At 67.0% G+C, this 12624-nt stretch carries 16 protein-coding genes and 1 tRNA gene; 5 read left to right on the top strand and 12 right to left on the bottom strand.

Annotated elements, in window-relative coordinates:
- Positions 1-4 precede the first annotated feature (4 nt).
- Positions 5-88 (bottom strand) — tRNA-Leu (locus tag JOF57_RS04100).
- A 554-nt stretch (positions 89-642) separates the two neighbouring features.
- Between JOF57_RS04100 and JOF57_RS30810 the strand changes: the two genes are divergently transcribed.
- The 3 genes from JOF57_RS30810 (at position 643) to JOF57_RS04085 (ending at position 1723) form a co-directional block, all read left to right on the top strand.
- A complete protein-coding gene (locus JOF57_RS30810) occupies positions 643-918 on the top strand; it encodes an LAGLIDADG family homing endonuclease (RefSeq protein ID WP_234937704.1) in 276 nt (91 codons plus the stop codon).
- Positions 919-1001: 83 nt separating this feature from the next.
- The gene (locus tag JOF57_RS04090; RefSeq protein ID WP_163668857.1) at positions 1002-1382 is read left to right on the top strand and encodes a hypothetical protein; all 381 of its coding nucleotides are present in this window, start codon (positions 1002-1004) and stop codon (positions 1380-1382) included.
- Positions 1379-1723 (top strand): DUF3817 domain-containing protein, encoded by a 345-nt coding sequence (locus tag JOF57_RS04085; RefSeq protein ID WP_209913871.1) that lies wholly within the window; start codon positions 1379-1381, stop codon positions 1721-1723. Before JOF57_RS04090 ends, JOF57_RS04085 begins: the two co-directional genes overlap by 4 nt.
- Before the next feature lie 54 nt (positions 1724-1777).
- Here the strand turns inward: JOF57_RS04085 and rdgB are convergent, their stop codons facing one another.
- From rdgB to clpS, 11 genes are all read right to left on the bottom strand, one after another.
- Positions 1778-2395: an RdgB/HAM1 family non-canonical purine NTP pyrophosphatase gene (gene rdgB, locus JOF57_RS04080; protein ID WP_209913869.1), complete on the bottom strand. Its 618-nt coding sequence runs from the start codon at positions 2393-2395 to the stop codon at positions 1778-1780.
- On the bottom strand, positions 2396-3175 hold the full coding sequence (rph, locus tag JOF57_RS04075; protein WP_209913867.1) for a ribonuclease PH: 780 nt from the start codon (positions 3173-3175) through the stop codon (positions 2396-2398).
- A gap of 17 nt (positions 3176-3192) precedes the next feature.
- Entirely contained in the window at positions 3193-3960 is a 768-nt protein-coding gene (locus JOF57_RS04070) for a cyclic nucleotide-degrading phosphodiesterase (protein ID WP_163668849.1), read from the bottom strand.
- A gap of 64 nt (positions 3961-4024) precedes the next feature.
- Positions 4025-4849, bottom strand: a complete 825-nt coding sequence (gene murI, locus JOF57_RS04065) for a glutamate racemase (protein WP_209913865.1) — start codon at positions 4847-4849, stop codon at positions 4025-4027.
- Between the two features lie 4 nt (positions 4850-4853).
- Complete coding sequence (locus JOF57_RS04060; protein ID WP_163668846.1) at positions 4854-5528, bottom strand: rhomboid family intramembrane serine protease; 675 nt, start codon at positions 5526-5528, stop codon at positions 4854-4856.
- Between the two features lie 45 nt (positions 5529-5573).
- A complete protein-coding gene (locus JOF57_RS04055; RefSeq protein ID WP_163668844.1) occupies positions 5574-6545 on the bottom strand; it encodes a cysteine synthase in 972 nt (323 codons plus the stop codon).
- Between the two features lie 3 nt (positions 6546-6548).
- Entirely contained in the window at positions 6549-6833 is a 285-nt protein-coding gene (locus JOF57_RS04050) for a MoaD/ThiS family protein (RefSeq protein WP_163668842.1), read from the bottom strand.
- A gap of 12 nt (positions 6834-6845) precedes the next feature.
- A complete protein-coding gene (locus JOF57_RS04045; protein ID WP_163668840.1) occupies positions 6846-7259 on the bottom strand; it encodes a M67 family metallopeptidase in 414 nt (137 codons plus the stop codon).
- Positions 7260-7269: 10 nt separating this feature from the next.
- Positions 7270-8304, bottom strand: a complete 1035-nt coding sequence (locus tag JOF57_RS04040) for a P1 family peptidase (protein ID WP_209913863.1) — start codon at positions 8302-8304, stop codon at positions 7270-7272.
- 5 nt (positions 8305-8309) lie between these two features.
- Positions 8310-8888 (bottom strand): oxidative stress transcriptional regulator AosR, encoded by a 579-nt coding sequence (aosR, locus tag JOF57_RS04035; protein WP_209913861.1) that lies wholly within the window; start codon positions 8886-8888, stop codon positions 8310-8312.
- A 6-nt stretch (positions 8889-8894) separates the two neighbouring features.
- A complete protein-coding gene (gene clpS / locus JOF57_RS04030) occupies positions 8895-9209 on the bottom strand; it encodes an ATP-dependent Clp protease adapter ClpS (protein WP_209913859.1) in 315 nt (104 codons plus the stop codon).
- A 65-nt stretch (positions 9210-9274) separates the two neighbouring features.
- Between clpS and JOF57_RS04025 the strand changes: the two genes are divergently transcribed.
- Together JOF57_RS04025 and JOF57_RS04020 are read left to right on the top strand one after the other, a co-directional pair.
- Positions 9275-10582 (top strand): nicotinate phosphoribosyltransferase, encoded by a 1308-nt coding sequence (locus tag JOF57_RS04025; RefSeq protein ID WP_209913857.1) that lies wholly within the window; start codon positions 9275-9277, stop codon positions 10580-10582.
- On the top strand, positions 10579-12618 hold the full coding sequence (locus tag JOF57_RS04020; protein ID WP_209913855.1) for an ATP-dependent DNA helicase: 2040 nt from the start codon (positions 10579-10581) through the stop codon (positions 12616-12618). Before JOF57_RS04025 ends, JOF57_RS04020 begins: the two co-directional genes overlap by 4 nt.
- Positions 12619-12624: the final 6 nt, after the last annotated feature.

The raw sequence follows: 12624 nt of genomic DNA, 5'->3' as shown, positions 1-12624 counted from the left end.
AGAGTGCGGGCGGTGGGACTCGAACCCACACGCTCTTTCGAACACGGGCACCTAAAGCCCGGGCGTCTGCCAATTCCGCCACGCCCGCAGAGCCCTGATCGTACAGGTCCCGTGACAGCCGAATCTGTCGGTGGGCGCCAATATCGTCGAGGCATCCCTCAGCGAGAAGGATGCACCATGCGGCCAGCCGACGAATTCAGCACCGTGCAACAGCTCATCACGGTCGGCTTGAACGACTGTGAGATCTCTCGCCGGACGGGTATACCCCGAAAGACCATTTGGCAATGGCGCCGCAAACCCGGGGTATGGCCGCGATCTACAACTGACTCTTCAGGCCGTTGCGCCGTCCATGACTTCTCCGCGCTTCCTGCAAAGGCTTACTGCTACGTCCTCGGCATGTACCTCGGTGATGGTTGCATCTCTCGTGGACCCCGAACCTGGCACCTGAGGATCACGCTAGACACAAAGTACCCAGGCATCATCGACAGCTGCCGCGAAGCCCTCAACATTCTGATGCCCGGCCAGCACGCAGCTCTCGTTCGGCGGAAAGACAACTGCGCCGATGTGTCCCTCTGCTCGAACCACTGGCCGTGCCTGCTTCCCCAACACGGCCCAGGTAAGAAGCACACGAGACCGATTCGGTTGGAGCCCTGGCAGGAGAAACTCGTCAAGCTGGCACCCGAGGATTTCGTGCGCGGTCTGATCCACAGCGACGGTTGCCGGGTGGTCGCCAACGACCGCGGCGTCAAGTGCATCCGGTACCACTTCACGAATCACTCGGAGGACATCCTCAATCTCTTCACCGCGGCACTGGACCGCCTCGGCATCCCGTGGACACGTTCCACCAAGTACGTCGTCTCGATCTACCGCAAGGCTGCCACGGCTCGTCTCGACGAATTCATCGGCCCCAAGGTGTAGATGACCGGACGCGCCTAAGCGGCCCCACACCGCTCACCTCGACACATTCGTCGGTCCGAAGCACCTCGCGGTACCGTGGACGAATGTCCACTACACGGCGTAGGAGACCAGCGCTCATCGCGCTGGTCTGTCTTGGCGCCGCCGGCTGCCTGGCACTGGCGTGGTGGCAATGGACGCGTTACGAATCGGCGTCGGGCACTTTCCAGAACTTGGGCTACGCCTTGCAGTGGCCGATGTTCGCCGGGTTCTGCTTCTACTCGTACTACAAGTTCGTCCGCTACGAGGACGCACCGCCGGAGCGACCTGCCGGCGAGGTCACCGAGATCCCGGCCGGTCTGCTGCCGGAACGTCCCAAGTCCGTGACCGCAGACGCTGGCGACCAGGAACTCTCCGAGTACAACGCCTACCTTGCCGAGTTGGCCAAGTCGGACCAGTCCGACACGAAAGACAGGACCGATAGATGACCGAACCGCAGGCCGTCATCACCCCCAAGGAGACCATCCGCAAGGCGCTGGTCAAGTACCGGGTGTTGGCGTGGATCACCGGTGCCTGGCTGATCGTGCTGTGTGCCGAGATGGTCGCCAAGTACATCTTCGGAATCGACTACTCGTGGTTCAAGTTCATCGGCATGATTCACGGCGCGTTCTACATGCTCTACGTGTTCTTCACGCTCGACCTGGCGATCAAGGCCCGGTGGCCACTCGGTAAGGCCGGCGGGATAATCCTCGCCGGAACGGTCCCGCTGCTCGGCGTCATCGTGGAGCATTTCGAGACCCTCGAACTCAAGAAGCGCTTCGAGCTGTAACGCAAGCCAGGTTACAAACGCGACGTCGCCCTGCGACCGCCGCCGGTGAGACCCCTACGACCCGGCCAACTCCCGCAGCGCAGGCACCAACAATGCCAGCGCCCGGCCGCGATGCGATACCGCGTCTTTCTCGGCGGGCGTCAATTCCGCTGCGGTGTGGGTAGATCCGTCCGGCAGGAACACCGGGTCGTACCCGAACCCACCTTCACCCCTGGGCTCATGGGTGACGGTGCCGGGCCACTCGCCGCGCACCACAACCCTTTTTTCGGCCGAGCCTGCGCCATAGACCAACGCACACGCCGACACGAAAGCGGCGCCGCGGCGCGAATACGGCACATCGCCCAACTGCGCCAACAGCAACGCGGTGTTGGCGGCGTCGTCACCGTGTACACCCGACCAGCGCGCCGACAACACGCCCGGCATACCGTTCAGTGCATCCACCGAGATACCGGAATCGTCTGCCACACAAGCCAACCCGGTGGCCCGGAAGCCGTCCATCGCCTTGGCCAGTGCATTGTCCTCGAACGTCGCGCCGGTTTCGGGCGCCTCGTCGTATGCAGCCACGTCGGCCAGCGACAGCAGCTCCAAACCCACCACCCCGGCGGCGTCCAGGACCCGCCTCAACTCGGCCAGCTTCTTGGCGTTACGGCTGGCCACCAGGAGCGCAGGCACTCAGCTACCGAACGACTTCTTGGGCGCGGGTCCCTCCGGCAGCACACCCGGATACGGCAATGCCAATGCCTCCTGCTGGATCACGAACAACTGCTCGCAACCCGCCAGCGCGGCGTCGAGCATCTTGTCCAGGGTGGACCGCGGGAAGGTCGCGCCCTCGCCGGTGCCCTGGATCTCCACCAGGGTGCCGGTGTCGGTGGCGACGACGTTCATGTCCACCTCGGCACGCGAATCCTCGGTGTAGGGCAAATCCAGACGCACCCGGCCGTCGACCACGCCGACCGACACCGCCGCGATGGCGCACGACAGCGGGCGCGGATCGGAAAGCCGCCCGGCCGCAGCGAGATAGGTGACCGCATCGGACAGCGCCACGTACGCGCCGGTGATGGCGGCGGTGCGGGTGCCGCCGTCGGCCTGCAGCACGTCGCAGTCGATCGCGATGGTGTTCTCCCCCAGCGCACCGAGGTCGATGCACGCACGCAGTGAACGCCCGACCAGGCGGCTGATCTCCTGGGTTCGCCCGCCGACGCGCCCCTTGACCGATTCCCGGTCGGAGCGGTCATGGGTGGCGGCGGGCAACATGGCGTATTCGGCGGTCAGCCAGCCCTGCCCGGAGCCCTTACGCCAGCGCGGCACGCCTTCGGTGACCGAGGCGGTGCACATGACGCGGGTCTGGCCGAACTCGACCAGTACCGAGCCGGCGGGATGCGATGTGAAACCGCGGGTGATGGTTACCGGGCGCAGCTCGTCGTCGAGACGACCGTCTTCTCGCTTGGACACCCGCCAACCCTAGCGGGTCAGCGCCGGGTGACGTCGAAGGTCTCGCCGCTCAGCACGGCGTGCACCGGGCCGTCGAACTCGGCCTTGGCCTCGCTGATCACATCCTCGCGCGACGTCCACGGCGGAATGTGGGTGAGCAGCAGCTCACCGACGCCGGCTTCAGCGGCGGCCCGCCCGGCCTCGGTGCCCGACAGGTGCAAGTGCGGCGGCCGGGACGGGTCGTGCGTCCACGATGCCTCGCACAGGAAGACGTCGGCCCCACGGGCCAGCTCGACGAGCGCGTCGCAATACCCGGTGTCGCCGCTGTAGACCAGGATTGCCCCGGACGGATCGGTGAAGCGCATGCCGAAGGATTCGGTGGGGTGACACACCAGCCGCGGCGTCACGCTGAGCGTGCCGAGCTGCACCGGGACGCCGTCCTCCCAATTGCGCACGTCGAAGATGTCGGTGAAGTCGTCGATCTCGCCGCCCTCAGGCGATGACGCCGCACCGAGCCGGCCCCAGGTGTTGGCCGGCCCGTACATCAGGCCACGTTCGGTCGCCGGAGCGGGGTGATAGCGCCGCCACACGAACAGGCCGGGCAGATCCAGACAGTGGTCGGCATGCAGATGCGACAGCAATACGTTGACCGAATTCGGATCGGCGTAGCGCTGCAGCGCACCCAGGACCCCCCCGCCGAAGTCGACGACCATCGGAGTGGTGTCAGGTGCGGTGACGAGATAGCCGGAGGCTGCCGAATCCGGGCCGACGACGCTGCCGGAGCATCCGAGGATGGTCAATCGCACAGTGTCCAGCTTGCCATGCTCGGTGTGGGCGTTGCCAAGACATCGCCGGTTTGGGCGATGGAGATCATTTTCCGGCTCCCGCGTGACGCCGGACCTGTCGCGCACCGTCCAGCCCCGGCCCCAGGAATCGGGTGGCGAGCGTGGTGAACGCCTCGGGATCTCCGGTGGCCTCGAACACCCGTTGGGCCGGACCGGATTCGTGCGGTTTGAGCAAATCAAGCTCGGTAAGCACCCGCAGCAGGTCCTTGGCGGTCTCCTCGGCCGAGGACACCAACGTGACGTTGTCGCCCATGGCCAGCTGGATGAGCCCGGACAGCATCGGATAGTGCGTGCACCCCAGCACCAGGGTGTCCACCTCGGCGCGCTGCAGTGGCTCCAGGTAGCCCTCGGCCAGACCCAGCACCTGACGTCCACTGGTGACCCCGCGCTCCACGAAGTCGACGAACCGCGGGCAGGCCACCCCGAACACCTCGGTGTCGCGTGCTGCGGCGAACGCATCCTGATAGGCGCCCGAGGCGATGGTCGCGGCGGTGCCGATCACCCCGATGCGTCCGTTGCGGGTGGCGGCCACCGCGCGCCGCACCGCGGGCAGGATCACCTCGACCACCGGCACCGGTGAGTAGCGTTCGCGCGCGTCGCGCAGGGACGCCGACGACGCGGTGTTGCATGCGATCACCAGCGCCTTGACGCCGCGGGCCACGAGGTCGTCACCGATGGCCAACGAGTGCGCCCGGATCTCGGGAATGGTCAGCGGACCGTACGGTCCGTTGCCGGTGTCGCCGACGTAGATGATGTCCTCGTCTGGCAGTTGGTCGATGATCGCCCGGGCCACGGTCAGACCACCGACGCCGGAGTCGAAGATTCCGACGGGTGCGAGTGGGTCGCTCATATGTTCATGCACTCAGACGCGGTTGGACGGAACTCTTCCGTGCTTCCCGAGCCTTGCGTTCCGGTCCGGACAACAGGTAAGCCGCCACCACACCGGCGATGGCCCCGCACAGGTGCCCCTGCCAGGACACCCCCGCATTACCTGGCAGCACCCCGAACAGCACGCCGCCGTAGACGAACAGGACGACGACACCGACCACGATCTCCCACGCCTTGCGGGTGAAGAATCCGAACACGATCAGGAACGCCAGCCAGCCGAAGATCAGGCCCGACGCTCCGATGTGGGTACTCGTGCACTGCACCGACACGTAGGGACAGTGCAGGCCGATATTGCCGATGAGCCAGGTGCCGATGCCGCCGAGAATCCAGATGATCGCGGTCGCAGCGATGAACCGTCCCATCCCGGCCAGCGTCATGAGAAAACCCAGGACGATCAGCGGAACGGTGTTGGCGATCAGATGCGGCCATCCACCGTGCAGCAGCGGCGCCCAGAGGATGCCCCACAAACCATCGGTCTGCAGCGGCCGGATGCCGTCCTGGTCGAGCCGGTGGCCCATGGTGGTGTCGACGAACTCGATCACGTACAGCAGTACGACGAAACTGATGATCGTCACACCGCCGACCATCCATGCCGGCGGTTTTTTCGGTGCGCTGGACGCAGGTAGACCCGGCTGTGTCATGCGCGATCCGCCTCCGGCTTCTCGCTGGGTGTCATTCCTGCCCGCTCATGCCCATAGCTGTCCTTCCAACGCATCCTCTGCGTCATCCAGGCTACCGGCGTAGGCACCGGTCGACAGATACTTCCAACCGGCGTCGGCGACCACGAAGGCGATGTCGGCGCGCTCGCCGGCCTTGATCGCCTTGGCCCCCATCCCCAGCGCGGCGTGCAGCACCGCACCGGTCGAGATGCCCGCGAAAATGCCTTCGCGGGTGACGAGATCACGGGTGCGTTTGACCGCGTCGTAGGAGCCCACCGAGAACCGCGTGGTCAGCACCTCGGGGTCATATAGCTCGGGGATGAATCCTTCGTCGATGTTGCGCAGCGCGTACACGCCCTCGCCGTAGCGCGGTTCGGCGGCCACGATCTGTACACCGGGCACGTGCTCGCGCAGGAAACGGCCGGTACCCATGAGCGTGCCGGTGGTACCGAGCCCGGCGACGAAATGCGTGATCTCGGGCAGGTCGGCCAGCAGCTCGGGACCGGTGCCGTAATAGTGCGCGTCGGTGTTGGCCGGGTTGCCGTACTGGTACAGCATCACCCACGAAGGATTTTCGGCCGCAAGCTCTTTCGCGGTCGCGACGGCGGTATTGGACCCGCCCTCGGCCGCGCTGTAGATGATTCTCGCGCCGTAGAGTTCCAGGATCTGACGCCGCTCGACGGAGGTGTTCTCGGGCATCACGCAGATCATGTTGTAGCCCTTGAGCATCGCGGCCATCGCCAGCGAGATCCCGGTGTTGCCGCTGGTGGGCTCCAAGATCGTGGCGCCCGGGCTCAGCAGCCCGTCACGCTCGGCCTGCTCGATCATGCGGAGCGCGGGCCGGTCTTTGATCGACCCGGTGGGGTTGCGGTCCTCGAGTTTGGCCCACAACCGCACGTGCGGCCCGTCCTGGTTTTCCTCCCACCGAGGCGACAGGTGCTGCAGCCCGACCAACGGGGTGTTGCCGAGGGCCTGCAGCAGTGAGTCGTACCGTGCCATCGGCTATCCGCCTGCCACCGCAGGCAGGATCGTCACCGAGTCGCCGTCTGCGATGGTGGTGTCCAATCCGCCGGAGAACCGCACGTCCTCGTCGTTGACGTAGATGTTGACGAAGCGGTGCAGCTTGCCGTTGTCCACCAACCGGTCGGAGATTCCTGAGTAGTTGGCCTCGAGGTCGGCAATCACCGCCTGCAGGGTGTCGCCGGAGGCGCTGACGCGCTTCTGCCCGTCGGTGTGGGGACGCAGGATGGTCGGGATCGAAACGGTGACGGATTTGGACTCGGTCATGTCAAAGCCTTTCTAGTACTGCTCGACGATGTCGACGGGTTCCTCGGTGACGACGCCGTCGGTGATGCGATAGCTACGCAGTTCATGCTCGTCGGGGTCCCGGGTGGACACCAGCACGTAGTGCGCATCGGGTTCTTGGGCCAACGAGACGTCAGTGCGGCTCGGGTAGGCCTCGGTCGCGGTGTGCGAGTGGTAGATGACGACGGGTACTTCGTCGGCTGCGTCCATCGCGCGCCACACCTTGAGCTGTTCGCCCGAATCGAACCGGTAGAAGGTCGGCGAACGCTCGGCATTGGCCATCGCGATGAAGCGCTCGGGCCGATCGGAGCCCTCCGGCCCGGTGATCACCCCACACGCCTCGTCAGGATGGTCGGCGCGGGCATGCGCCACCATGGCCTCGACGAGATCCCGGCGGATCACCAGCACTTGATCACTCCTATCGCACTTCCTTCCCGGAGAACGCTCCGGGCAACATGCCACGGTAGGTCGGTATTCCGGCCACCGACTCGGCGGCCAGCAGCCCGACCAGCACGGCGTGGGCCAGCACGTCGGCCGCGGCCGCCCCGACCCTGGTCACCAGCGCCGTCTCCGGCGACATCGCCACCGGTGTCTTCGCGTCCGGATCGACGGTTACCGCGCCGGTCGCCAGCGCAAACACCGTATCGCCATCGATCGGGGTGTGACACGGCTGGATGGTCCGGGCCAGCCCGTCGTGCGCGGCGACGGCCACCCGGCGGCACCCGGCCGGGCTCAGCGCCGCGTCGGTGGCGACCACCGCGATGGTGGTGTTCAACGGACTCAGCTCGGTGTGAAGGCCGGCGTAGGCGGCGAGCTGATCGGCGGGCGGGGCGGTCAGCCCGAACTCCTCGATCAGGGCAGCCATCCAGGGCAGACCGGTGGCCGGGTCGACCACGTCACCGGCGGCGTTGAGCACGACCAGGGCACCGACGGTCACCCCGCAGTCCAGCATCACCGAGGCGGTGCCCACGCCGCCCTTGAGGATCCCGGCCCGCGCGCCGACCCCGCCACCGACGGTGCCGAGCGCGAAGTCGGTGGATGCTGCCCGGGCCGCCGCATAACCGAATTCGGCGGTCGGCCGGTTCGCCCAGCCGCCGACCGGTAGATCGAAGATCACCGCGGCCGGCACGATCGGCACCACGCCACCGTCCATCGCCACTCCGCGGCCCTGCTCCTCCAGCCAGGTCATCACCCCGTCGGCGGCGGCCAGGCCGTACGCGCTGCCGCCGGTCAGCACCACGGCGTCGACGTGGCGCACCGTGTTGATCGGGTCGAGCAGGTCGGTCTCACGGGTGCCCGGGGCACCGCCGCGTCCGTCGACGGCACCAACGGTGCCCGGCGGCGTCAGCACTACCGTCGAGCCGGATGCCCATCCCGAGCCCAGCGACACATCGGGGTCGATGCGGTGATGGTGGCCGACCAGGATGCCGCCGACGTCGGTGATCGAACCCATCAGGTTTATCTCCCCATCAGGCCGAGGACAAGGTATTCCTGCAGCACGGTCAGCCACTGATAGACGTCGACGTGCCCGGCCATCGGGTGCTCGGCCGGCAACTCTTCGGGCCCGTGCGAGCCGACGTCGAGCATGGTGCCCAGCGCCAGCCGGATGTCGTTGACTGCGGTCGCCCACGCCTCGGCGTCGTCCCCGGTCAGCTCGAACTTCCCGCCACCGTTCGGAATGGTGTCCAACAAACGTTGGGCTGCTTCACGTTTCGCATCGATGATGGCCGGCTCATGCAGTCCGCGTAGCGCGCTGTTCAGGCTCTCGGCGGTCCCCGAACCGGCGGGATGCTCAGTTTGCGGCCGGTAGAAATCCGGGAGCAGACGCTTCATCGTGGCGTCCTCCGGCGGCTGCGGATTGCCGGTCTTCATGCCGGTGATCATCTCGAGTTCGTCTGTGGGCCCCGATGATCCACGCTCGTCGAGCATCCCCAACATTGAGGTGCCCAGGCTCGACAGCAATGCAGCCTCGTGGGTCTCCAATGCCGAGCGATACCGCAGACCGTCGGCGGTCTCGACCCGTTTCCATTTGCGCACAGTCGATCAGCGGTCCTGCTGCAAGGTGGCCCACAGCCCCGCGGCGTGCAGTTTGGTCACATCGGTTTCCATCGACTCGCGGCTTCCCGCCGACACCACGGCCTTGCCCTCGTTGTGCACCTGCAGCATGAGTTTGGTTGCGTGCGGCTCGCTGTATCCGAACAATTTCTGGAACACGTAAGTCACGTAGTTCATCAGGTTGACCGGATCGTCCCAGACGATGGTCACCCACGGGCTTTCGGTGGCGGCATCTTCCCGTGGCGCCGCCTCGATGCTGCGCTCCTCGCGGGTCCCCGGTCGGGCCTTCGCCGGTGTAACCATGGGCCCACAATACCGGCAGGGGAGCCGCGATATTGAAGCAGCTGTGAACAGCTACGGTTGCTGGTGTGACCGTCGCGTTGCTCACCGACAAGTACGAGCTGACGATGCTCGCGGCCGCGCTGCGCGACCACACGGCGCACCGCCGCACCACGTTCGAAGTCTTCGCCCGCCGCCTGCCCGAAGGTCGCCGGTACGGCGTGGTCGCCGGCACCGGGCGATTTGTGGAAGCGTTGACGCAGTTCAGCTTCGCCCCGGATGAGCTGGCTGCGCTCGGATTCCTCGACTCCGCGACACTGGATTTCCTGGCGGGCTACCGGTTCAGCGGTGACGTCGACGGCTACGCCGAGGGCGAGCTGTATTTCCCGGGTTCGCCGGTGCTTTCGGTGCACGGAACCTTCGCCGAGTGCGTGGTGCTCGAGACTCTGGCGCTGTCAATCCTCAACCACGACACCGCGATCGCCTCGGCAGCGGCCCGGATGGCCACCGCTGCGTACGGCCGGCCGATGATCGAGATGGGCTCACGACGTACGCACGAGATGGCCGCTGTGGCCGCAGCGCGTGCGGCCTACCTGGCCGGGTTCACCGGTTCGTCCAATCTGGCCGCCCAGCAGCGCTACGGCGTGCCCGCGCTGGGCACCGCGGCACACGCCTACACCCTGCTACACACCACCGAGGCCGGCCCCGACGAACAGGCCGCGTTCCGCGGTCAGGTGGCGGCGTTGGGCATCGACACCACCCTGTTGGTGGACACCTATGACATCACCGCCGGGGTGGCCAACGCGATCGCGGCCGCCGGCCCGCAACTGGGCGCTGTCCGCATCGACTCCGGCGATCTCGGGGTGCTGGCCCGCCAGGTGCGCCAGCAGCTCGACGGCCTGGGCGCCACCGGGACCCAGATCGTCGTCTCCGGTGACCTCGACGAGTTCTCGATCGCCGCCCTGCGCGCCGAGCCGGTCGACAGCTACGGCGTCGGCACTTCGGTGGTCACCGGATCGGGCGCACCGACCGCGGGCATGGTCTACAAGCTGGTGGAGGTCGACGGGATCCCGGTGGCCAAGCGCAGCAGCCGCAAGGAGTCCCACGGTGGCCGCAAGCAGGCACTCCGGCTGGCCAAGGCCTCGGGCACGATCGTCGAGGAAGTGGTCCACCCGTACCGCCAGGCCCCGTCGGCGCCTTCAGGGCTCACCGCACGGCGGCTCACGGTGCCACTGGTCAGCGGTGGCGCCCCCGTCGACGGACACCATCCATCCGCCGACCTGATCGCCGCGCGCGAGCGGGTGGCGGCGGGTCTGCACAGCCTGCCGTGGGACGGTCTCAAACTGTCCCGTGGCGAGCCTGCCGTCCCCACGCGGGTCGTGGCGCCCCAGACATGACAGCCAAATCGAAGCCATCCCGTGAGGTGGCCAATGTGGTGACCAATCTCCTCAAGATCGCCGTGAAAGGGCTCGGTGGTGCCGGCCGCCCCGGTCAGGTCCAGATGGCCGAGGCGGTCGCCAACGCCTTCGAGTCCGGTGAACACCTGGCCGTGCAGGCCGGGACCGGCACCGGTAAATCGCTGGCCTACCTGGTGCCGTCGATCGCTCACGCGCTGCAGACCGAGCAACCGGTGGTCGTCTCGACGGCCACCATCGCCCTGCAGCGTCAGCTCGTCGACCGCGACCTACCTCGGTTGGTGAACTCACTGGCCGACGCACTTCCCCGCAAACCAACCTTCGCACTGTTGAAGGGCCGCGGAAATTATCTGTGCCTCAACAAGATCCACAACGGAAGCGAGGAGCCGGCCGACCGCCCTCAGGACGAGCTGTTCTCCCCCATGGCGGTCAGTGCCATGGGCCGCGATGTGCAACGGCTGACGGAATGGTCCTCGGACACCGAGACCGGCGATCGCGACGAGGTGACCCCCGGCGTACCGGACCGGTCGTGGTCACAGGTCAGTGTCTCGGCACGCGAGTGCATCGGGGTGTCGCGCTGCCAGTTCGGTACCGACTGCTTCGCCGAGCGGGCGCGGGAGAAGGCCGGGGCGGCCGACGTCGTCGTCACCAATCACGCACTGCTGGCCATCGACGCGCTCTCCGATTTCTCGGTGTTGCCCGAGTACGAGCTGCTGGTGGTCGACGAGGCCCACGAATTGGCTGACCGGGTGACCGGGGTGGCCACCGCGGAATTGTCGGCGACGTCCATGGCGGTGGCGCACCGCAGGTTGTCCCGTTTGGTCGATGACGAACTGGCGCAGCGGTTCGAGGCCGCGTCCGCGACGTTGTCCTCGCTGCTGCACGAACTCGACGCCGGCCGTGTCGATGTGCTCGATGATGAATTGGGTACCTACCTGACCGCATTGCGCGACGCGGCCAATGCGGCGCGCACCGCGATCGACACCACGCCCAGCGACCCGCAGGCCGCCTCGGCCCGCACCGAGGCCGTCACTGCACTAAGCGACGTCAGCGACACCGCCACCCGGATTCTCACCTCGTTCGTCCCGCCCATTCCCGACCGCCTCGATGTGGTGTGGGTGGAACAGACCGAAGGGCCGGGCGCCGCAAACACCGGGGCGCCCCGGCCCGGGCGCAGCCTGCTGCGGGTGGCACCGATGTCGGTGTCGGGCCTCTTGCGCACCAGGCTGTTCGCCAACACCACCGCGGTACTCACCTCGGCGACGCTGACTCTCGGCGGCAACTTCGACGCCATGGCGCGTAACTGGGGGCTGGGCGGATTCTCCGACGACAAGGAGTCGGCCAAACCTGGCTGGCGCGGCCTCGATGTGGGGTCGCCTTTCGACCACGCCAAATCCGCAATCCTCTACGTTGCCAAACATTTACCGCCTCCGGGGCGGGACGGCACCGACACCAGAACCCTGGACGAGATCGAAGGACTGATCACCGCGGCCGGTGGCCGTACTCTTGGCCTGTTCTCGTCGATGCGCGCAGCCAAGGCCGCCGCCGAGGTCATGCGCGGGCGGCTGTCCACCCCGGTCCTGTGCCAGGGCGAGGACACCACTTCGGCTCTGGTGCAAAAGTTTTCCGATGATCCGGAGACATCGCTGTTCGGCACCCTGTCGCTGTGGCAGGGCGTGGACGTGCCCGGGCCGTCGCTGTCGCTGGTGCTGATCGACCGGATTCCGTTCCCCCGCCCCGACGATCCGTTGCTGACCGCCCGGCAGCGGGCGATCAGCGCACACGGCGGCAACGGCTTCATGGCGATCGCCGCCAACCATGCCGCGCTGCTGCTCGCCCAGGGCACCGGGCGGTTGCTACGCCACACCGATGACCGCGGCGTCATCGCGGTCCTGGACTCCCGGTTGGCAACCGCCCGCTACGGCGGTTACCTGCGCTCGTCGTTGCCGCCGTTCTGGTCCACCACCGACCCCGGCCGGGTGCGTCAGTCGTTGAAGCGGTTGCGCGGCGCGGACTGATATTCC

Source organism: Mycolicibacterium lutetiense (assembly GCF_017876775.1).
Taxonomy (GTDB): domain Bacteria; phylum Actinomycetota; class Actinomycetes; order Mycobacteriales; family Mycobacteriaceae; genus Mycobacterium; species Mycobacterium lutetiense.
The sequence above is the reverse complement of the archived record's forward strand: the minus strand, read 5'-3'. Positions and strand labels throughout refer to the sequence as shown.